At 42.9% G+C, this 20170-nt stretch carries 20 protein-coding genes, 2 pseudogenes and 1 riboswitch; of the genes and pseudogenes, 7 read left to right on the plus strand and 15 right to left on the minus strand.

The annotated features are described in order from the left end of the window. Position 1: 1 nt before the first annotated feature. Positions 2 to 1390, minus strand: a complete 1389-nt coding sequence (pdxR, locus tag AR442_RS01805; protein WP_053285503.1) for a MocR-like pyridoxine biosynthesis transcription factor PdxR — start codon at positions 1388 to 1390, stop codon at positions 2 to 4. 126 nt (positions 1391 to 1516) lie between these two features. Here pdxR (AR442_RS01805) and AR442_RS01810 point away from each other — a divergent pair, with 126 nt between their 5' ends. Further along, positions 1517 to 2401: a DMT family transporter gene (locus AR442_RS01810; protein ID WP_053285502.1), complete on the plus strand. Its 885-nt coding sequence runs from the start codon at positions 1517 to 1519 to the stop codon at positions 2399 to 2401. Between the two features lie 76 nt (positions 2402 to 2477). Here the strand turns inward: AR442_RS01810 and AR442_RS01815 are convergent, their stop codons facing one another. Further along, a complete protein-coding gene (locus AR442_RS01815) occupies positions 2478 to 3056 on the minus strand; it encodes a TetR/AcrR family transcriptional regulator (protein WP_021495037.1) in 579 nt (192 codons plus the stop codon). Between the two features lie 258 nt (positions 3057 to 3314). On the opposite strand from AR442_RS01815, the gene AR442_RS01820 reads away from it, so the two are divergent. Both AR442_RS01820 and AR442_RS01825 read left to right on the plus strand, forming a co-directional pair. Beyond that, complete coding sequence (locus AR442_RS01820) at positions 3315 to 4505, plus strand: MFS transporter (protein ID WP_053285501.1); 1191 nt, start codon at positions 3315 to 3317, stop codon at positions 4503 to 4505. 196 nt (positions 4506 to 4701) lie between these two features. Then, the gene (locus AR442_RS01825) at positions 4702 to 5064 is read left to right on the plus strand and encodes a hypothetical protein (RefSeq protein WP_014417021.1); all 363 of its coding nucleotides are present in this window, start codon (positions 4702 to 4704) and stop codon (positions 5062 to 5064) included. 41 nt (positions 5065 to 5105) lie between these two features. Here the strand turns inward: AR442_RS01825 and AR442_RS01830 are convergent, their stop codons facing one another. Then, positions 5106 to 5726 carry an FMN-binding negative transcriptional regulator gene (locus AR442_RS01830; protein WP_014417020.1) on the minus strand — a complete coding sequence of 207 codons (621 nt, stop codon included), beginning with the start codon at positions 5724 to 5726 and terminating at the stop codon, positions 5106 to 5108. A 117-nt stretch (positions 5727 to 5843) separates the two neighbouring features. Between AR442_RS01830 and pdxR (AR442_RS01835) the strand changes: the two genes are divergently transcribed. After that, complete coding sequence (gene pdxR, locus AR442_RS01835) at positions 5844 to 7226, plus strand: MocR-like pyridoxine biosynthesis transcription factor PdxR (RefSeq protein ID WP_014417019.1); 1383 nt, start codon at positions 5844 to 5846, stop codon at positions 7224 to 7226. A 30-nt stretch (positions 7227 to 7256) separates the two neighbouring features. Here the strand turns inward: pdxR (AR442_RS01835) and AR442_RS01840 are convergent, their stop codons facing one another. Next, positions 7257 to 8546, minus strand: coding sequence for a Na+/H+ antiporter NhaC family protein (locus tag AR442_RS01840; RefSeq protein WP_014417018.1), 1290 nt, complete (start codon positions 8544 to 8546; stop codon positions 7257 to 7259). A gap of 226 nt (positions 8547 to 8772) precedes the next feature. Continuing rightward, complete coding sequence (locus tag AR442_RS01845; protein WP_007409338.1) at positions 8773 to 9177, minus strand: MerR family transcriptional regulator; 405 nt, start codon at positions 9175 to 9177, stop codon at positions 8773 to 8775. Positions 9178 to 9336: 159 nt separating this feature from the next. On the opposite strand from AR442_RS01845, the gene AR442_RS01850 reads away from it, so the two are divergent. Beyond that, a complete protein-coding gene (locus AR442_RS01850; RefSeq protein WP_014417017.1) occupies positions 9337 to 10386 on the plus strand; it encodes an NAD(P)-dependent alcohol dehydrogenase in 1050 nt (349 codons plus the stop codon). A 58-nt stretch (positions 10387 to 10444) separates the two neighbouring features. Here the strand turns inward: AR442_RS01850 and AR442_RS01855 are convergent, their stop codons facing one another. From AR442_RS01855 to AR442_RS01890, 8 genes and pseudogenes are all read right to left on the minus strand, one after another. Next, entirely contained in the window at positions 10445 to 11407 is a 963-nt protein-coding gene (locus AR442_RS01855) for an arsenic resistance protein (RefSeq protein ID WP_014417016.1), read from the minus strand. 166 nt (positions 11408 to 11573) lie between these two features. Further along, complete coding sequence (locus AR442_RS01860; protein ID WP_014417015.1) at positions 11574 to 12812, minus strand: HAD-IIA family hydrolase; 1239 nt, start codon at positions 12810 to 12812, stop codon at positions 11574 to 11576. Between the two features lie 8 nt (positions 12813 to 12820). Continuing rightward, the gene (thiD, locus tag AR442_RS01865; RefSeq protein WP_014417014.1) at positions 12821 to 13639 is read right to left on the minus strand and encodes a bifunctional hydroxymethylpyrimidine kinase/phosphomethylpyrimidine kinase; all 819 of its coding nucleotides are present in this window, start codon (positions 13637 to 13639) and stop codon (positions 12821 to 12823) included. Positions 13640 to 13653: 14 nt separating this feature from the next. Next, positions 13654 to 14412: a class I SAM-dependent methyltransferase gene (locus tag AR442_RS01870; protein ID WP_014417013.1), complete on the minus strand. Its 759-nt coding sequence runs from the start codon at positions 14410 to 14412 to the stop codon at positions 13654 to 13656. Continuing rightward, on the minus strand, positions 14409 to 15419 hold the full coding sequence (locus AR442_RS01875; RefSeq protein WP_014417012.1) for a thymidylate synthase: 1011 nt from the start codon (positions 15417 to 15419) through the stop codon (positions 14409 to 14411). The genes AR442_RS01870 and AR442_RS01875 overlap by 4 nt, the downstream gene beginning before the upstream one ends. Then, entirely contained in the window at positions 15416 to 15880 is a 465-nt protein-coding gene (locus AR442_RS01880; protein ID WP_014417011.1) for a TIR domain-containing protein, read from the minus strand. The genes AR442_RS01875 and AR442_RS01880 overlap by 4 nt, the downstream gene beginning before the upstream one ends. Positions 15881 to 15957: 77 nt before the next feature. Beyond that, a riboswitch (TPP riboswitch) is annotated at positions 15958 to 16061 on the minus strand. Positions 16062 to 16178: 117 nt separating this feature from the next. Beyond that, entirely contained in the window at positions 16179 to 16559 is a 381-nt protein-coding gene (locus AR442_RS01885; RefSeq protein ID WP_014417010.1) for a hypothetical protein, read from the minus strand. 68 nt (positions 16560 to 16627) lie between these two features. After that, positions 16628 to 17014: pseudogene (locus AR442_RS01890) on the minus strand (dihydrodipicolinate synthase family protein); the annotation flags it as partial. Between the two features lie 276 nt (positions 17015 to 17290). On the opposite strand from AR442_RS01890, the gene AR442_RS01895 reads away from it, so the two are divergent. Beyond that, a complete protein-coding gene (locus AR442_RS01895; RefSeq protein ID WP_014417008.1) occupies positions 17291 to 17788 on the plus strand; it encodes a DinB family protein in 498 nt (165 codons plus the stop codon). Between the two features lie 91 nt (positions 17789 to 17879). Here the strand turns inward: AR442_RS01895 and AR442_RS20780 are convergent. Then, a pseudogene (locus tag AR442_RS20780) lies at positions 17880 to 18132 on the minus strand (GNAT family N-acetyltransferase); the annotation flags it as partial. Between the two features lie 173 nt (positions 18133 to 18305). On the opposite strand from AR442_RS20780, the gene AR442_RS01900 reads away from it, so the two are divergent. Further along, positions 18306 to 18647 carry a YxeA family protein gene (locus tag AR442_RS01900; RefSeq protein ID WP_014417007.1) on the plus strand — a complete coding sequence of 114 codons (342 nt, stop codon included), beginning with the start codon at positions 18306 to 18308 and terminating at the stop codon, positions 18645 to 18647. Between the two features lie 447 nt (positions 18648 to 19094). On the opposite strand, the gene AR442_RS01905 is transcribed toward AR442_RS01900, so the two are convergent. Beyond that, positions 19095 to 20132 (minus strand): flavin-containing monooxygenase, encoded by a 1038-nt coding sequence (locus AR442_RS01905; protein ID WP_053285500.1) that lies wholly within the window; start codon positions 20130 to 20132, stop codon positions 19095 to 19097. Positions 20133 to 20170: the final 38 nt, after the last annotated feature.

Consider the following 20170-nt stretch of genomic DNA (forward strand, 5'->3'; position numbering starts at 1 on the left):
TTTACAGCGCCCAGGCGGCTCTCAGTTTTTTTATACCTTCTTGTATATTGGTTTCAGAAACCCCCGCGAAACCGAGAGAAACTGTTTTTTCAGGGAGCTGTTTTTGATAGGTGAGAGACACGGGATAGATTTTGACGCCTTGTTCCTCCGCCTTTTCAATCAGCTCTTTTTCACTGAAAGGCAGCTGAACGTCAAGTAAAATCCGCAGCCCGGAATTTTCTCCGCGAATCCTGACGTATTGTCCCAGCTCGCGCCGCACGGCCTCTAATAATACCGCTCTTTTTTTCCGGTACAGCTTTCTCATTCTGTTAATATGTTTCTGCCACTCTCCGCTTTTGATAAATTGAGCCAGCGTCAGCTGACTGTGGCAGGAGACGGTCTGCTTATATAAAGAAGCGATTTCCCTGCCTTTTTCGATAAGCGGCAAAGGAAGAATCATATAGCTGATGCGCAGCGAAGGAAGCAGAGATTGGGAAAACGTTCCCATATAAATAACACGGTGATGCTGATCAAGCCCTTGCAATGATGGGATCGGCTGGCCGGTGTATCGGAATTCACCGTCATAATCATCTTCTATAATGAATGATTGATGTTCCTTCGCCCATTTCAGCAGCTGAATCCTTCTGTTTACCGGCATAATCGTTCCTAACGTAAATTGATGAGAAGGCGTGACATATACAAGACGCGGCCGCTCTTCATTCAGCTTCCGGATACAGACTCCTTCATCATCGACGGGTATCGGAATGATCTTCATGTGATTGGCTTTAAAAATCTCCCTCGCTCTCGGATAACCCGGATCTTCATATCCGATGGATAGATTTGCTTCAAATATTATGCACAGCATTTGCAAAAGAGCAGGGTTTCCGGCGCCGACTATCACTTGTTCAGGAAGACAATTCACGCCGCGCGACTGATATAAGTATTCTGAAATGAGCGTTCTCAGTTCAAGCTCGCCCAAATCATCCCCGGGCCGATACAGCTCGTGCCCATATTGATCTAAGCTTGCAACCATGCTTTTGCGCCATGCCGAAAAAGGAAAATGAGCGGCATCCACAGTGCCGTAGTGAAAATCAATCCATTGGCGGTCTTCCTTCGCCTTTGTTTGAACAGGCGAAGCACCCGGCTTTTTCACATAGACGGCGTCCGAGTCATAATCGGCAAACCATCCGCTTCTCGGCTTACTGACAATATAGCCTTCGGCGGCAAGCTGTTCATAGGCACGCTCCACAGTCGTCTGACTGACGGAAAGCTGACTTGACAAAAGCCTTTTTGAAGGAAGCTTCAGTCCTTTAGGAATACGGCCCTGATGCATATTTTCCTTAAAATGCCGATAAAGCTGCTGATAAAGCGGAATATCCAGATCTCTATTTAAAAATGGCGTGATATCCATTTTTATTCCCTCCAAACTGGCATTCTTCTTTTTATAAAAACTGGCCATTTGTATAAGGCCAATTTCAGTTTATAGTCATTATAAACTTTGAAAATGGGTTTAGAAATATATATTGGAGTGATTGGAATGAATAAGGCCGCAAACGGCTGGATTAACGGATTTATCGGCGTGCTCATTTTCAGCGGCTCGCTTCCCGCGACCCGCTTGGCTGTAGCGGACTTTGATCCGGTATTTCTCACCGTATGCCGCGCCGCGATAGCCGGTATATTGGCAGGCGCTCTGCTCCTCATTTTTCAGGAGAAACGCCCTGCCAAAAGCGACATCATTTCATTAATAACAGTAGCGCTCGGCGTCGTGATCGGTTTCCCGCTGCTTACAGCATTAGCGCTTCAGCATGTCACATCCGCTCATGCCATTGTCTACATCGGGCTTCTTCCGCTTGCGACGGCGATCTTCGGCGTACTGCGAGGAGGCGAACGGCCCAGGCCGGTCTTTTGGATTTTCTCGGCTGCCGGCAGCATCCTCGTAGCCGGACATGCTCTGCTGCAAGGAGGGGAATCCTCTCCGCTCGGTGATACGTACATGATCGCTTCGATTATCGTGTGCGGTCTCGGTTATGCCGAAGGCGCCCGCCTCTCCCGGCGGCTTGGCAACTGGCAGGTGATCTCTTGGGCTCTCGTTTTATCGCTTCCCCTTATGTTCATCCTGTCTTTCTGCTTCATGCCGGACTCATGGTCAAACATCGGCGCGCCCGCACTGCTCAGTCTTGCATATGTCTCAATATTCAGCATGCTGATCGGCTTCGTATTCTGGTATCGCGGACTCGCCCAGGGAGGCATCGCCGCGGTCGGACAGCTGCAGCTTCTGCAGCCTTTCTTCGGACTGTTACTGGCCGCCATGATTCTCCATGAAAAAGCAGGATGGGAACTTGCGGCGGTAAACGTCGGCGTTATCGCTTGCGTGGCGGCCGCCCGGCAGTTCGCAAATCAATCAGAAAAGGCCGAACAATGAACTTGTTCGGCCTTTCATTATATTCCGCCCATAGGCAGCAGAAGTCTGCATCTCTTTCACATGATCCGAGTATTTTTCAGGCAGGCTGAACTCCCTTAAACGCACTCATCACCAGATCATGCACATAGGAATCATTCACCTCATCACCTGTGATCAACAGGCGATAGAAAATCGGTCCGTAAATGAGATCGATGCTTACGTCAATATCAAGATTCTCTCTTAATTCACCTTTTTGAATTCCCTTTTCCAGAAGGCCTTTCGCTTGGAGGCGGCGGGGCTGGAAAAATCGCGTGCGATATTCTTCCGCCAATTTTGCATCCAGCTGCCCCGCACCGATTAATTCCTTAATAACGGTTCCTTCCCGGCTCGTCAAAAACCTTGCTAAATTCGTGGCGTGGGTCAATATATCTTGCACTGTTGATCCTGTATCGGGCACAGGCAGTCTGTCCGTAGCGGTCGAAAGAAAGCTGTCCATGATAACGGCAGCCTTGTTTGACCACCATTTATAAATCGTTGCCTTACTCACTTTGGCACGCTCAGCAATTTTATCGACTGTCACCGCGTCAAAGCCATTTTCCAACAGTAGGTCATAGGCTGCAGAAAGAATCGCCTTATGTGTTCCTTCATCGCGCGGCCGTCCTCGTTTACTCTGCACATGAATCATTCCTTCCCGAATTATAAACGATACGTTCAGTATACTTAACCTGTATAAAAAAAGAAAACAGAAACCCATTTACAAAACTGAACGTTTAGTATATCATTTTCTTATAATAAAACTAAACGTTTAGTTTACAAAATAACTTGAGGGAAATCTTGATGAAACACAGACTCCAAAAGCCTCTGCGTAAAGGAGATGAATCAGCAAATCATTTATCAAGCATCATAAAAACCACTTAAAAAGGAGTTCATTCATATGGCTAAAGAAAACAAACAGACAGCAGATCAGGGAATTTCACCTGGTTTAACCCTTCTTCTCGCAATGGCATGCGGTATCATTGTCGCTAATCTTTATTATGCACAGCCCTTGGCAGGATTCATTAGTGCGGCAATCGGACTTTCTCCAAGCAGCGCCGGACTGATTGTCACGCTGACCCAAATCGGATACGTTGCCGGCTTACTGTTTCTCGTCCCTTTGGGAGACATTATCGAAAACAAAAAACTTGTCGTTGTATCACTCCTTCTAAGCGCAGCCGCTTTGACACTGACAGCATTTGTGAAGCATGGAACACTGTTTTTAACCGCTGCGTTTTTCATCGGACTGGGATCCATCGCAGCCCAAGTGCTAGTTCCGTTCGCATCATACCTTGCGCCAGACGCCGCACGCGGCCGGGTTGTCGGCAATGTGATGAGCGGCCTGCTGCTCGGTATTATGCTTTCCCGTCCGATATCCAGCCTGGTCGCTGATATATGGGGGTGGAATGCCATATTTGCTTTATCCGCCGCGTTAAGTGTTGTCCTGGCAATCATCTTATCAAAAGTGCTTCCTGCCAGAAAACCAACAGCAAACACAAGCTACACCGTCTTACTCGGTTCAATGTGGAAGCTGCTGCGCACGACTCCGGTCTTACGCCGCCGTGCCATTTATCATGCGTTTGTATTTGGCGCTTTCAGCTTATTCTGGACGACTGTGCCTTTATTATTGTCCGGTCCTGCTTTTCATTTTTCTCAAAAGGCAATCGCGCTGTATGCATTAGCGGGCATTGCGGGTGCAGCGGCTGCACCGATAGGCGGCCGTCTGGCTGATCGCGGCTTGACCCGGCTTGCCACCGGAATCGCTCTCGGTGTTGTCATCGTTTCTTTATTACTCCCGCTCATGATTCAGAGCAGCTCCCCCGTCGGAATAGCAGTTCTGGTGGCCGCTGCTATCCTGTTGGATATGGGGGTATCTGCCAATCTCGTACTCAGTCAGCGTGCCATTTTTTCGTTGGCACCTGAATTTCGCAGCCGATTAAACGGATTATTTATGGCAATCTTCTTTCTCGGCGGTGCTATAGGATCATCAATCGGAGGATGGGCATACGCCTCAGGCGGGTGGAGTATCACATTATGGATTGGAATCGCTTTTCCGGTCATAGCATTGCTTTATTTCACCACAGAGAAATAAGCCTTTCACCAAAAATAAGCCGTCAGGACCAAGCTGACAGCTTTTTTTGGTGTATTCTTCTTTACATCCATCCGAACAAAAAATCCGGATTCATGAAAAGATGATATTGATTCTTTACGCCCCGCTCACATAGCAGAAACGGTAAAACCATGTCATAATATGTTAAGAAATAATTGCGCCATAGGCAGGTGAACACATGAAGAAGTATTTATATAAACACCTTTTGTTAGCTCTCGTTTCGTCCGTTTGCTTTTTATTGGTCTTTTATGTGGGTTTAAAAATGACACAGGAAGACACACCGCCGTTGTCTTCTTACCCGTTTTACCTTTTTATTTATCTTTACATCGCAGCCGGATATTTGACGGTCGGCCTTGTTTTAGCTTGTATGACTGATATCTTGAAAAACCGCTGGACATTGAATAAAACGTCTTCCATTCTATTGAAACTTATCGTTTACTTCCTCATACCGTATGCTATTTTTCATTCTTTCTTCATTTTAATGGCGCCGTTGATTTATGTGCTGTTTGAGTCGTTATTCATCCTGAGAAAAGCTTCGTAACCTGAAAAAACATACCGCATGCTGCCGGTATGTTTTTAGTTTCAGTTGTTCGTAGTGATCCGTTTGATGTTTTCTTCCATCAAGCCGGAAATGAGCTGTTCGTTTGTATGAGGAATCTGTTTGAGCTGTTGCACGACCAGCCCTTGTCTTGCGGCTGAATGATTTTGACTCAGCTTTGCTTTCCCCTCTATTTTGCTGATTTTGATTTTAAAGCCTTTTACCCCTTTGTTCATGCCTGCCAGCAATTTCGCATCGACATCCTCTAATTTGTACGGGCTGTCGGGGCTTTCGTATTTCAATACGAGATCACTCATCGACTGCACGGTTTCTTCCTCATCCAAAAGCTCCGCCTCTCCGTAAACATGAACCGCCACGTAATTCCATGTGGGAACAGCCTGATTCGTCTCATACCATTTAGGCGAGATATAACAATGAGGCCCTTGAAAAACGGCTAACACGTTTTGGCCATCAATCTCTTTCCATTGGGGGTTCGGCAATGCAAAATGACCGTATAAGCATTCGTTATTCTTACTCATCATCAATGGCAGGTGGGTTGCATACGGCATGCCTTCCGCCGTTGAAAACAATGCTGCGAAACCATACTCTTTAATTACATCGCACGCTTCAGCTTCACTCAGCTGAAATGGAGCGGGAATATACATAAAAACTCTCCTCTCTGAACATGGATTGATAAAGCGCTTTCCGCTATAATAAGATATCAACTGACATTTAAAAAGGTACAGTTTTGAATAAATATACATGTCAGAGGAGAACATCTGATGAAAAATATGATTTTCGCTTTCGAAAGCGATACCCCGAAATACAAACAAATTTACGAGCAATTTAAAACATTGATTGAGCAGGGAAATATTCAGGCAGATGAGCGGCTGCCTTCAATTCGGGAGCTGGCAGATTCTCTGCGGGTAAGCCGTAATACAACGCTGATGGCCTATGATCTGCTTTTAGCGGAGGGATACATTCGCGGAGAAACACGCAAAGGTTATTTTGCAAATGAAGTAGAACCTTCTTTATTTCAACAAGAAAACGATGTTGTTTACGCTGAGAAAACCGAATCAACTCAGCCGATCCTGATTGATTTTCGTGCCGGAGCCGTCGATCAAAATCATTTTCCTCTGAAAACATGGAGAAAATTATACAATCAAGTTTTGACATCAGAGAAAAGCTTTCTGTACGGTGAACCGTTCGGCGAGAGAGACCTGCGTGAACAAATTGCCGCTTATCTCTTGGAATCCCGCGGAGTGAAAACAGATGCGGATTCCATTATCATCGGCAGCAGCACCCAGCAGATGCTGATATATCTCAGCCGGATTCTGAAAGAGGATTTTTCGGGAATGATCGTTGAAGACCCGGGATTTGACGGTGCCAGAGCGGCTTTTCAATTTCACGGGCTTTCTCTGGAGACGATGCCTGTCTATGAAAACGGAGCTGATTTTTCTCAATTACATGCAATGAAAGAAAAATTAATCTATGTGACCCCTTCCCATCACAGCCCTTACGGCGTAAGCATGTCCATTCAGCAGCGCCAAACTCTGATCAATTGGGTGAATCATAGAGAGGGTTATATTCTTGAGGATGATTATGACAGTGAATTCCGTTATACACAGCAGCCGTTTCCCGCTCTTGCTTCCATTCAATCAGACCGGGTGATTTATTTGGGGAATTTCTCAAAATCCTTTCTTCCGGGCATCCGCATAAGCTATATGGTTTTGCCGCAGCGCATTTTGCACCGGTATAAAAAAAGGTTTATTCATTTCGAAAGCACCGCTTCTTCGCTTAACCAGCTGACCATGGCTGAATTGATGAAGGCCGGTGAATGGACCCGCCATATTAAGCGCATGCGCATTGTTTATAAGCGCAAAATGCAGCACTTGATTTCACATGTAAAGCAGCAGTTCGGCGATCATGTGACGATCATCGGCGAGCAGTCGGGATTGTATATATTGGTGAGAGTTCACCTGAACTATACAGAAGAAACATTAATCGAACGCGCTTTTCAGTACGGAGTGAAGGTATATCCTACCGCCGTTTATTTTGTTGCCGAAAAACCCGAACCGCCGATCATAAAGCTGGGTTTCGCCCATCTCGATACGGATCAGATCACACATGGCGTACAGCTTTTAAGAAATGCTTGGCTGACATGAAAGAAAAAAGGCGCCGAACGGCGCCTTTTTTTATTTCGTATTTCTTGTGAATTTCGGCAGTCCAAATATGATGGCGGCGATGCCGCAGATTCCGATGAAAACGGGATAGAAAGAGTATGGCAGGATGCTGACTGGTGAAATATTCCCGAATTTTCCGGCTGATAACAGCTGCGCGCCGTAAGGAATCAATCCTTGAATCATGCACGAAAAGATATCCAGAATACTTGCCGATTTTCTGTTGTCGATGCTGAATTTATCAGCGATATTCTTTGCAATCGGCCCGGCTGCAATAATGGAGATCGTATTATTGGCCGCAGCCAGATTCGTCACGCTGACCAGTCCGGCAATGCCGGCTTCGGCGCCTTTTTTCGAACGGATTCGTTTCGTGATGAACTCCAGTAAAAAGTCGATCCCGCCGTTTTGTTTCATCACGCCGACCATCCCTCCGATCAGCATGGACAGGATGATCAGATCGCTCATTCCGGCAATTCCATCCGTAATCGCCTTAAAATAAGAGTCAAGCGTCAGGCTGCCGCCCGCTAATCCGATGATTCCCGTCAAAACCAATCCGCCGAATATGACAGCCATCACATTAATACCGATTAACGCAAAAACCAACACGGCGACATAAGGGAGCACCTTAATCCAGTTGTAAGATTCAGCACCCGTATGGCCGGCGTGGCCTGCCGGAATAAAAAATAAGATAATAACAGTCACAATGGCAGCAGGCAAAACAATCAGAAAGTTCGTTTTGAATTTATCCATCATTTGTGTTTTTTGCGTCCGGACTGACGCGATGGTCGTATCGGAAATAAAAGAAAGATTATCTCCGAACATAGCTCCGCCGACCACAGCCGCCATTGTAATCGCGCCGGAGATGCCAAGCTCTCCGCTCAAACCCGCGCTGATCGGCGCAACCGCCGCAATCGTGCCCATTGATGTTCCCATCGATATAGAAATAAAACAAGCAATGATAAACAGCCCCGGCAGCAAAAACTGCTGCGGAATAACGCTCAAAGCAAGGTTGACAGTTGAATGCACCGCTCCCATCGCTTCAGCCGCTGAAGCAAAGGCACCTGCCAATATAAAAATCATAACCATAATGATAATATCAGGATGTCCCGCACCGGAAGCGAACCATTCTATTTTTTGATTGAGCGATTTCTTCCGGTTAAATAACAGCGCAAAAGCTGACGCAATAATCGCGGCAATCAGGATCGGCAATTTATAAAAATCTCCGGTCACCAGACCAGAGCCGACAAAAAGCCCTACGAATAAGACTAAAGGCAATAACGCCCAAGGGTTCTTTTTATTGTTCATCTGGGTAAACCACCTCTTTTCAGCATTAAAGTCGCTAATCACAGTCTAAGCAACATTTCACACTTTAAAAGTCTGCAGTGAAAAAGTCAAGCTGAAAAAAGGATAAGTAATGATTGATAAGATAGAAAAAAAAGCTGTTTTGTTTCCTCTCTTTAAAAAATAAAAAAACCAAGGCTCGTTTCCCTTGGTACATTTCATGCGGCCCGGCGTCCGGGACACCTTCTCTTCATTCAGAAATACATTCAGCTTTCAATCTGTTTTTAAGTTTCGCTTCATTTTCAAGGATATCTTCGTAATCCTCAATCTTCCTGTTTAATCGTTTTATGGTTTCATCAATTTCCCTCTGTTTCTCCGTCAGCCTTTTCCTTTCATTTATCAGGATGTTTTTTCGGGGTTCGATCGTATGATCGGCTCCTTCAATAAATAAAGCGGTATATTCAATCAGCGCCTCAATCGACAGCCCGGCACTTCTCATGCATTTTATAAATTGAATCCAATTCACATCATCTTCGTCATAATCGCGGATGCCGCTTTCATCGCGTTTTACCGGAGGAATCAGTCCTATACTTTCATAATACCTAAGCGTTGCGGCTGATAACTCAACCTGCTTTGCAGCCTGCGCAATCTTCATATTCTTACCACCCGTCCTTCATACCTTTCATAAGCGTGCCATTATAGAATATCATTTCATAAAAAAATAAACCAAACTCCTTGACTTAAAGTCCGCTTTAACATTTAAAGTAAAACCGAACAGAGGATTCATCACTTTATCTTGGAAAGGAAGATAACCATGTGTAATAATCATCCGACTCGTGTATTAAGCGCTCCGCATGCAAAAGCTAAATTTGAGCGGACGACGATTGAGAGAAGAGCATTACGGCCGCACGATATCCTGATTGATATTAAGTACAGCGGGATTTGTCACTCAGACATCCACAGCGCATTCGATGAATGGGGCGGCGGAATCTTTCCGATGGTTCCCGGGCACGAAATTGCCGGAGTTGTGGAAGCCGTGGGTGAAGACGTCACCACATTTGCCGTCGGCGACCGTGTGGGTGTAGGCTGTTTTGTAGACTCCTGCGGGGAATGTGAATACTGCCTTAACGGAGACGAACAATATTGCACAAAAGGCGTTGTTCAGACTTATAATAACCTGGACTACGACGGAAACCCTACATACGGCGGCTACAGCCAGAAAATAGTTGTCACTGACAGATTCGTTGTCCGGATTCCCGATCAGCTGGATTTGGATGCTGCCAGCCCGCTATTGTGCGCGGGCATTACCACGTATTCTCCGCTGAAACACTGGAATGCCGGCCCCGGCAAAAAAGTGGCGATTGTCGGAATGGGCGGGCTCGGACATTTAGCCGTTCAATTCGCGCACGCTTTAGGCGCAGAGGTCACCGTCCTCAGCCGCTCAATGAACAAAAAAGACGAAGCGCTTGAATTTGGAGCCGATCATTACTTTGCAACAAGCGACCCGGATACATTTACTGAACTGGCCGGACGATTTGATCTTATTTTAAATACAGTATCCGCGAACCTTGACGTAGATGCCTACTTATCTCTGCTTCGCATTGACGGTACATTGGTAAATGTGGGAGCGCCCGCTAAGCCGGATTCATACAGTGTGTTCTCCTTAATCACGGGCCGCCGCAGCATTGCGGGTTCACTCGTCGGTGGTATTCCGCAGACTCAGGAGATGCTTGATTTCGCCGCCGAGCACGGCATTGCTCCTAAAATTGAAGTGATACCGGCCAATCAAGTCGACGAAGCGTACGAACGGGTTCTCCAAAGCGATGTCCGCTACCGTTTCGTCATTGATATTTCAACTTTATAATCGATATAAAAAACATACCAATATTTGTTGGTATGTTTTTTTCTGTTCAGATTATTTTTTATTTCAGCAGCCATCCGGGCACCGCTTTTATATAAACCAATTCGCCTATCAGCTCAACAATCGTCTGTGTGACGATAACAGCGGCGGCCAATGGGGCCCAAGCATCCGGCAAAGCCAGCGCTAACGGAAGGACTGCGAGTGAATTTCTTGTGCCCGTGCTGAAGATCAATGCTCTTCCTTCACCTGTATCCAGACGGAACGCATTTGCGATAAACCGGGAAACAAACGGCATAATGAGCAGGAATAACAGATAGATTGGGATCACACGTATAATGATGTCAGCATCACTGATGACCTTGCCGATTTGTGTGGCGACGACCGCCAGTAAGACCAGAGCCATAAAAGGAACAGGCAGCCACGCCGTCCATTCCAGCACCTTTTCTCCCGCCGGCTTCTTATCAGCCCATAATTGAGTCATCACCGCCGCCAGCAGCGGCACCGCTATTAACAATAAGAATGCTTCCAGAAACGGTCCCGCATGAACAGCTCCTATCACTTCTTTCCCGATAAACAGCCACAGGTATAACGGAAGCAATACCATCTGAACGGCGAACAAAACCGGCGTGGAAGCCAGTATTAATCTCTCATTTCCTTTGCCGAGCTGAGTAAAGACGATGACGTAATCAATACAAGGTGTAAGCAATACCAAACAAACCCCTAATAATATAGGAGGAGATTGAGGAAAAATGGCGGTTAACACCCATACAACGACAGGTACAGCTAAGAAATTACCGATCAGTAAAGCCGCCATAAACTTGAGGTTTGACATGGCTTCCCTCAGCTTCAAGAATGGGATTTGGGCAAACATGGCATACATGAGAACAGCGATAAACGGTGATATCGTCCATCCCCAGCGAAGTCCTGAATCTTTCCCGGCGATCCCCGCTATTCCTCCGATCACAAGAGTCACACCATATATCCAAATTTGCTGTTTTTCTAATGTCTCTCTGGTTATTTTCATTGGCTGACACCTCTTCCCCGCCCATTATACCTTCTTTTCTGCCGGAATTAAAAAACACCAAGGGTCTGTGACACTTGGTGTTTTTGGAACGCGGCCGAGAGATACGGATTGAGAACCGTTAATTCTTGTAAATAACCCTCTAAAAGTATTTTTGACGTACTGTTCCTTATCGAATAAAAGCATCCTCTTTCATTTCCAAAGCATCATCCAGCCATCTCGGGTGCATCGGCAAGAGATGTTCAGGTAATTCATGGATATCAAAATATCTGATTTCCATGGCTTCCTCTGTGGACTTTTTCAAAGTGCCGCCGATGACGTCACATTGAAAACAATTGGTAATAAAATGGCTGACTCTGCCGTCAGGGTATATAAAGGTTTGTGAACTCGGATCAGAATAAACGCCTATCATTTTAGAGACTTTCACCACTAATCCAGTTTCCTCTTCTATTTCTCTTATAATTGCTTGTTCAACTGTTTCACCAGGTTCCACATGTCCTGAAGGAATGCCCCATAAACCATTATCAGCACGCTTCATTAATAAAACGGAACTTGATTCTTTCATTATAATTCCAGCGACTCCGGCTTTCACTTGTTCTGTCCATTGGAAATCCGGTTTTTTCCGTACTTCTGCCTTTATTTCATTATCGAACAAGTCTTTCAGATCGCGGATCACAACATCCGGATTTCTAAAATCATGTTTTGCAGGAAATAAAGTATTTTGATCAGAAACTAATACGGAAGTTATACCTATTTGGTTTGCTCCGACAATATCTGTTTCAGGCGTATCCCCGATCATAACGCATCTCTCTTTATCCTCAAAAGGCTCTAGTACTTTTTCAAATATTGAAGACGCCGGTTTTCCAATTATCATCGGCTCTTTAGCAGCTGCTGTTTTAACAGCCGCGACTATAGCGCCTGTCGCGGGAGCTGGTCCGTTAGCGGCAGGAAATGTTTTATCCCCGTTTGCAGCGATAAATGAAGCTCCGCAACGGATGAGGTTTACTGCCTTATGCACATCCTGAAATGTAATATTTTGATCCCATCCAATGACAACAGCCTCCGCCTGATCTTCCGTAAGATCAATACCGGCCTTTTGAATTTCACTTTTAAGTTGGTCATTTCCCAATATATATGCCTTCTTTATTCCTTCACTGACAAGGTAATCAGCTGTTGCCCCCCCCGCAGTAACGACTTCATCAATACTTGCTGAAATCCCCAGTTTATGAAGGCGTTTCACAATCGTTTCTCTTGTAACACAAGGATCATTCGTTAAAAAGCGAATGGCTTTCTTTTCTTCACGGAGTCGTTTTAAAGAGGCCACAGCTCCTGGTAAAGCTTTATCTCCTATATATATCACTCCGTCTAAATCAAATAAAAATACATCATAATTCTTGGAGATCATCATAACACTCCTTAAGCGGTTGTCTCTTGGTTAATAGTTGAGCGATACGCAAAATGATTTGTAGGGCCTTGTCCTTTCCCGATTCCTAAGGGATGTTTAATGGCTGCTGAAATGAATTCCTTTCCAGTTGCCACTGATTCCGGTATGCTGTGCTGCTTTGCCAGCTCTGCAGTTATCACAGCTGAAAACGTACATCCTGTTCCATGAGTATGCTTTGTATCAAATCGGGGAGAAACAAATTCCTCGAAGTCCTCGTCAAAGTACAAAATATCACGGGCTTCTCCATTCAGGTGCCCCCCTTTTACGACAGCACTTTTCGCCCCGTATACCTCCACTATTTCTTTCGCCGCATCACGCATCTGCTGTACAGTCTCGATTGATTTGCCGATGATTACTTCCGCTTCCGGAATGTTCGGTGTAATAACAGTTGTTTGGGGTATTAATAATTTCTTCAAATGATCAATGGCGTCCTTATGGAGCAGATGATGTCCGCTTTTAGCAATCATAACCGGATCCATCACATACGATTGAATATTTGCGTCTTTTAACTTTTCTGCCAGCAATTCAATAATTCCTATACTTGCAAGCATACCGGTTTTGACAGCATCAGGTTTTATATCATCCATGACACAGTCTATTTGCTGAGATATATTCTGAAGAGACATCTCCTCAAAACTTTTCACACCAAGTGTGTTTTGTGCAACAACTGATGTAATAACAGCCATTCCATATACCTTTTGTTCCTGAAATGTTTTTAAATCCGCATGAATTCCCGCCCCTCCGGAAGGATCAGTCCCAGCAATCGAAAGCGCTTTATAAATATCCGTCAATTTACACTCCTCCTTCAGGCAGGTTTCACTGCTTTAAAAATGACAAAAGGCGGATATTCCTTTTCACATTTCCAATTATTAAATTGAAACTCTTTCTCTATGGCTTTTACATGCTCTTGGTCAATATCGTTTAACGTTGGTTCTGATAAAGTTACATTTTCAAAACCTGCATGAGTTAATAGTTTATAATACATTGACTTCGGCCAATGAAAATCATTTAAAATTAAATCTGCTTGTCCCGGAACATGGAGCCATTCATTTCTTTCTTCTCCGTAAGAATATTCTTTCCCCGGTATTCCATTGCGGAAGGTTGAAAATTCAATTCCGGTTGAATCAGGATTCGTATCGAGTATGACAAATGAAGCTCCTGGTTTTAACACACGAAAAATTTCATTTATGATACCTTTGATACGCTGGTCACTATCCGTATTAATAAAAACATAACAGGCCATTGCAGCATCAACCGAGTGATCTGGTAAGAAGGAAAGATTATCGTGTTCAATTAAATGATAGTCCACATGAGGATGTTGTCTTTTTGCCTTTGCTATATCTAACATCTTCCTTGATTCATCGACTGCGATCACATTGCAGCCTATTCTGTCAGCCAGCCTATAAGCTACCTTTCCCGGACCGCATCCGAAATCGAGCACCTTTTTAATCTCCGCTTTATCAAAAGTACGAAAAACAAACTCAAAACCTAACGTTTGTTCTAAAACGTCATTATAAGCATCGAATTTACCAGCAACACTGTCTTCTTTCCATGAAGTTTTCATTGAATTTCCTCCTTTTGCTCAATTGAGAAATAATGAAACCACTTATTCCTGACGAAAAATTGATATATAGGAAGTAAACTTTGAAATAGAGAATGATCCATATCCCGTTTATATGCAATATGCTGGTATATACTGAAAAGGAAAAGAATCTGTTTCCAGTAATCAGGTAAATCAAGCATTTCAATATCGTTTTTAGTCATAGAAATGTGATCTTTCCTAAGTAATTCTTCATACTTTAAGACTGTTTCAATGGACGGCCAGTTATTTCCCTCAGGCATTTTCGGAAATTCAAATTCCGGAATATCATGGTGATTTTCAGCTTCCTCAAGCACCGTTTTCGCCCATTCATGATCTGAATCATAAATATGGATTGATCCCGCATTATGAAAATATTCTCCGACTTCTAAACGCAGTTCTCTGGCCATTAATTCCTGCATGAACGTAAATGAGAAAAGATCACTGATCATCCCGCGAAAAGCATCATTTGCACGCATGACAGAAGACATGTATAATTCGCCTTCCCTCACAAAAAACTGCAAACCGATTGTGCAGGAAACATCTATATTTTCTGAAACGAAGAGTTCCGAAGCATCGAATATTTGAATAAATGCCCTTTTTGAATCAATATCTTCTTGTGTCAAAAGATTTTTTATTCTATTCCATTGATTTAGTTTTGCATTTCCGAATTCAAATATTTTAGGCCCGTACGCAGTGCCTGTTAATGTTTTTTTATTCATTGAATATGAAGGCATTTTTTTATTGTAATAACTGATAAAATCTAAGTCGTTACTCCCCGATAAATACCATAACACTTCAGCAAAATTAAACACGATATTGGTTTTTCTTGAGGATAAATAAGTGACACGTTCTATTGGATTTTCCAGAGTCAGATGGTAGTTCAATTGTTCTCTGCTTTTTTGTCCGCGCGGTGAATTGAAAAATTCAGGGTTGTGATAGATGTCATACAGCGTTTCCGTATATGCTTCATGAAAAGTTCTCTTTCTCATTGAGATTCCGCCTTATATGCTGCAAAGATATTTTTAATGTTCTCTAATAAATCATCTGTATCTTTATAGCTGATGTACTCAACATCCGCCACTGCATTTAACCCTTGAATTAAGAAAGCATAATCCTTGTCCTTTTCTAGAAATAGCACGATCTTTTTTTTCAAGGCAGAAGCCCATCCAATTTCTATATGTGTTCCGGGAGAAGCGGGTGATCCGGGGAATGCTGCAAAAAGGTCGCAAGTGCTTATTTCATCAAAATCAATTTTAGTGCATTGAAGGGGTGTCATGAAATCCTTCCCCCACCCTTCCCGCTTGTGAGCATTATGAACCAGCCATCCTTCATTCTCAAAAAAGGAAATTAATGATTCCAGCTTTCCCCTCTCATACGTACTCATCAATCCAGTTTTCTCATCTACTAAACTTTTAAAAGGCCCTGCCAGAAAAACTTTTTTCGTCGCCACTTCATATCACCCTTTCAAAATAAATAAAGCCACTTTCCTCTATGGAAAGTGGCTTAAATATAGATAAGATAAAGAATCTCTCTAATTTTTCACTTCCCTACGCTGGTATTAACCAAATCAGGTTCAAAGGGTCAGGACGTATTGTCTCTTCTCAGCTATTAAAGCTCCCCTAGTGACTTTTTATAAATATTTACTTTAATTCTATACTATTCCATATAAATAGTCAAACAATGACCGGCAAAAAGCGCTGCGGATATCACTGGGATTCCCCTTCAATATTGCAGCTTACCCACTAGTTTTAAAACCTTCCGGCCTCTTTTTTCCTGCCAACGAATAAGGTCACAGCAACACTCGCTGAACTGACCAAAGTCCCCAGAACGGCAGCAAGAATTGTCAAAAAGCCATGGGGAATCAGAAATCCAATCGGAATGAGGCCCGCAAACGTGAGAACGATAAAACATTGATAGACGCCGGATATGATTCTCACAACCAAGCTGCTAAAAAAGGACATGACGAATGGCGGAATGAACAAACATAAAATGATTCCGAGTGAGATCAATAAAATCATAGGCTCGTCAAAAGAAATGACACGATCGCCGGGAGACTCTTCAGCCGCCGCGAATACAGCAAATATAGACATCATCAGCGTAAGAAAAACAAGAAAAAACCTTTTCAGCAACGTTATGACTCCTTTTTATAAAAACGGGTATCCTTTTTTTTAAGACGATAACCATTTTATGTTATCAAATGAAATAATATGAAGTCAATTGATGAATGAATAACGTAATAAACGGCTTGCTGCTGTGTCGGTCTTATATAAGGGGGAAAACCAATCAGTACAGAATCAATATTGGTTTTCTCGATGTGTTTCATCAGTTTGACGGCATCACTGGTTCTTACGGCTGAAACACCGAACATCAGTTCAACATCTTCAAATTTTCGCTGATTAACATACTCAATGATCTGAAGACGCTCATCTATGCTGAGTGAATGCTGTTCACCAGTCGTGCCGCATATGAGTAACGAATGGATACCGCTGTTTTTCAAATGTTCGACAATAGGATCAAATCCTGCTGAATATAAACGTTCATCTTCATGAAAAGGCGTAGGGATAGCAACATTAAAATTTCGCATGAGAATGTCCTCCAAGTACATATTCTTGAATATCTGCAGAGTATCATATAACACTGTCTGACATTTAAAAAGGTACAGTTTCAGATAACTCAACATGTCAGATGTAAAGGCCGACACACAAAAAAAGCAGGCAAAGAGAGCCTGCTTCATTGCTTCGTCTTACAGCGGCCCATTCCCCGGATGGCTTGACAAATATGAGTAATAAGGCAAACTGAATATAAAAATTGTGCTGATGAGGCGGGGTTAATAATTTTAGATTTAAAAGGTGAAACGCACATGGATCATCTTGTGGGAATGGTGTATTCTGCCGTTAATGAAAATGACAGCCGCTTAATATCCATTGTGTCAGACATGTCACAGCAGGAGATTGATTATAAAGGACCAAATCAAACATACAATAGTACAGCTCAGCTAATAAGACACTTAGCATATGTTGATCTCAACTGGATATTCAGAATAAAGGGTGAACCGATACCAAAGCAGCTGGAAGAGAAGTATGGACCAATGTTAGATCAGAACAATAAGATCCCTTTCATTTCCGGTGTTTCATTAAAACAAATTCTCACTGATTATGAAGAAGTATTCAGCATGTTTAAGTCTGTTTGTTATCAATTAACTGACGATCAGCTGAATCATACAGCAGATTATGAGGCAGAAAAACAAGCAACCATTCAATGGGGAATATGGCATATGGCAGACCATAATAGATATCATCAAGCTCATATTCATCAGCTTCGCAAATGGTATGAAGAGAAACAGAAACTTGGCAGTTAAAGCCTTATTAGGAGGAGCAAGGATAAATTCATTACAAATGTCTATTTTCACTGACTGCCAATCAATTAAAATGGTCAGACAAAAAATCGCTATTACATTTGCAACGTATCTTAATCCGGCCGGCGCAGTTGTTTTCAGCATAATAAAAAAAAGACCGCTTTCCCCTCTTCTTCAACGTAACTGACATCATCATCTTCATTTTTCTTAACATAGGTTCAGCAAATCGTTCCTCGGTATATTCCACACATTGTTTTCAAATGCAGGTGCAATTCTCCCTGAAACAGCAAATGGTTGTTTGGTTTATTGAATTCTTTCATATTAAATGGAGTCATTTTAATGATCATATCAGTCTCCTTCCAAACGAGATTGCATTTACCCATTATTTGTTATTCTGCAACTGAATCATTATCTTTTATATCAGGAATTCTTACAAAAAAGTAAGGTGAGTGTAAGGTATCCGCATTTATTCGATATGCAGTGTTCACTAGAATAAGAAGTATAAAAGGAGTGATGAAGAATGAAAAATATGAGCATTTTCATTATTATATTAGGCTGCCTATCGGTTTTCATATTAGGAGGCTGCGCTGATCAAGGCGCCGTGCTGGAAAGCGATTATTACGTACAAATTCACGGAAAAGCGGAAAAAAACAAAAATAATAGCAACTACGTTTACAATTTAGAAGGGTATAACGAGAAAGGTAAGAAAAAGATGGTTTCTTTCTTTGTTGAAAAGCCTTATCAAGAAGGTGACATTGTACGCGTTCCGAGGAGCTATGAGGGTTATACCGGAGGATCTGAAGCTATTAAGGCCGAGAAACTGCCTGAAAAGATCAAAGACCGATTCAACATTGTGAAATAACAGCGAGTTGAGCAGATATTTAAGTCTGCTCTCAATTTTTTACGACAGGTTCATTCGAATGCAAAATGCAGGATGGCTCCTTGGGCCACTTCTACATAAAAGATTGTGCAAATTAAGCACACCCTCCCCATTTTCTTTTTTTTGGCTGGTTACAACTATCGGAAGTGACATTGACAATTCTTCTATGGTCCCAAGTAATTAATGAACTCTATAGTGGGCGGATACGTATACGGCGGGGTTTGCAGTTTTTTAACTTCTTGTTATTTGAGCTATTTCGACTTTTACTTGAAAGAATTAAATTAGAGAGTCTGAACGAGGAGTGAAGCACGCGCTCCATGTGAATCCATTTAGTTCAAACTGAATATGCGCGGACTAAAATAGTTGCACTGATGGACGTATTCAACACAAAAAAGAGCAGGAAACCCGTAAGTTACTGCTCTCCTCAGTCTATCCGCCGTTCATTTGTTTTACAATGTATTCAGCATCATTTCCTACACCTTGAAGCAGCGCTGAACCTCGCCTATGCTGCCAAGGCAAACCAATAAAGTACAATCCCTCCGCAGCTGAAACACCCCGGTGATGTATAATTCGGCCTTCCTTATCCAAAACACCTTCTATTTTCATCCAACAAAGCGGATTCTTAAAGCCAGTTGCCCAAATGATATTGTTTACTTCTAATGAAGATGAATCTTTAAAAATGATTTCATTTTGCTTTCCGGCTATGACTCTTTGTTTTAAGATGATCTTCTTCTGTCTTATTGCATGTTTTAATTCATACCCAAATATGGGGTCGCCTTTCTTTTGAATGAACTTGCCTACTATTGATGTATGACTTGCATGTAAAACTCCTAATTTATCAAACCACCAAAAGATGCTTCTTTTTCCAATCCATAAAGGGAAATAAGCCGGTTTATTACTGCAAGCCAAATATGTAGCTCTTTCTTTGGATAATTCAACAGCTATCTGAGCTCCGCTATTCCCGCCGCCGATTACCAGTACATTCCCGGGCGCCAGTTGTTTTGAATGTTTATATTGTGAAGAATGTAATTGATGAATATGATCGGCTACATCCCTTGATATTGATGGAATGTTAGGGGTATGAAAAGGACCTGCGGCCATCACAAGATTTTTCGTTTGATATTCTTCCCGGTTTGTTTTTATTAAGAAATCGTTGTTTAATTTTTGGACACTTATTACTTCTGTCCGTAATTGGATCGGGATTTCAAATCTTTCAACATATTTTTTCAGATAAGCAGCAATTTCATTTTTTGAAGGAAGTCCATGCTTGTCTCCTTCAAGCGGCATTCCAGGCAAAGAGCTGTACATTCGAGAAGTAAATAAAACCAATGAGTCATACCGGTTTTTCCAGCTTTCTCCCACTTCATGACTTTTATCCAAAATGATAAACTTTTGTTTCGACTTCTTTAGATAATATCCTACTGAGATTCCTGCCTGACCGGCTCCGATTACTATCGTGTCGTACATATGAATCCCCCTCCGGTTTTATCTTAATTGTCAGCAGA

Source organism: Bacillus velezensis (genome assembly GCF_001461825.1).
In the GTDB taxonomy this organism is placed as follows: Bacteria; Bacillota; Bacilli; order Bacillales; family Bacillaceae; genus Bacillus; species Bacillus velezensis.

Excerpts from the sequence above, each read along its gene's own strand:
- pdxR (WP_053285503.1), bottom strand. The coding sequence starts at position 1,390 with ATGGATATCACGCCATTTTTAAATAGAGATCTGGATATTCCGCTTTAT.
- AR442_RS01810 (WP_053285502.1), top strand. The coding sequence starts at position 1,517 with ATGAATAAGGCCGCAAACGGCTGGATTAACGGATTTATCGGCGTGCTC.
- AR442_RS01820 (WP_053285501.1), top strand. The coding sequence starts at position 3,315 with ATGGCTAAAGAAAACAAACAGACAGCAGATCAGGGAATTTCACCTGGT.
- AR442_RS01825 (WP_014417021.1), top strand. The coding sequence starts at position 4,702 with ATGAAGAAGTATTTATATAAACACCTTTTGTTAGCTCTCGTTTCGTCC.
- AR442_RS01830 (WP_014417020.1), bottom strand. The coding sequence starts at position 5,726 with ATGTATATTCCCGCTCCATTTCAGCTGAGTGAAGCTGAAGCGTGCGAT.
- pdxR (WP_014417019.1), top strand. The coding sequence starts at position 5,844 with ATGAAAAATATGATTTTCGCTTTCGAAAGCGATACCCCGAAATACAAA.
- AR442_RS01840 (WP_014417018.1), bottom strand. The coding sequence starts at position 8,546 with ATGAACAATAAAAAGAACCCTTGGGCGTTATTGCCTTTAGTCTTATTC.
- AR442_RS01845 (WP_007409338.1), bottom strand. The coding sequence starts at position 9,177 with ATGAAGATTGCGCAGGCTGCAAAGCAGGTTGAGTTATCAGCCGCAACG.
- AR442_RS01850 (WP_014417017.1), top strand. The coding sequence starts at position 9,337 with ATGTGTAATAATCATCCGACTCGTGTATTAAGCGCTCCGCATGCAAAA.
- AR442_RS01855 (WP_014417016.1), bottom strand. The coding sequence starts at position 11,407 with ATGAAAATAACCAGAGAGACATTAGAAAAACAGCAAATTTGGATATAT.
- AR442_RS01860 (WP_014417015.1), bottom strand. The coding sequence starts at position 12,812 with ATGATGATCTCCAAGAATTATGATGTATTTTTATTTGATTTAGACGGA.
- AR442_RS01870 (WP_014417013.1), bottom strand. The coding sequence starts at position 14,412 with ATGAAAACTTCATGGAAAGAAGACAGTGTTGCTGGTAAATTCGATGCT.
- AR442_RS01875 (WP_014417012.1), bottom strand. The coding sequence starts at position 15,419 with ATGAGAAAGAGAACTTTTCATGAAGCATATACGGAAACGCTGTATGAC.
- AR442_RS01895 (WP_014417008.1), top strand. The coding sequence starts at position 17,291 with ATGGATCATCTTGTGGGAATGGTGTATTCTGCCGTTAATGAAAATGAC.
- AR442_RS01900 (WP_014417007.1), top strand. The coding sequence starts at position 18,306 with ATGAAAAATATGAGCATTTTCATTATTATATTAGGCTGCCTATCGGTT.
- AR442_RS01905 (WP_053285500.1), bottom strand. The coding sequence starts at position 20,132 with ATGTACGACACGATAGTAATCGGAGCCGGTCAGGCAGGAATCTCAGTA.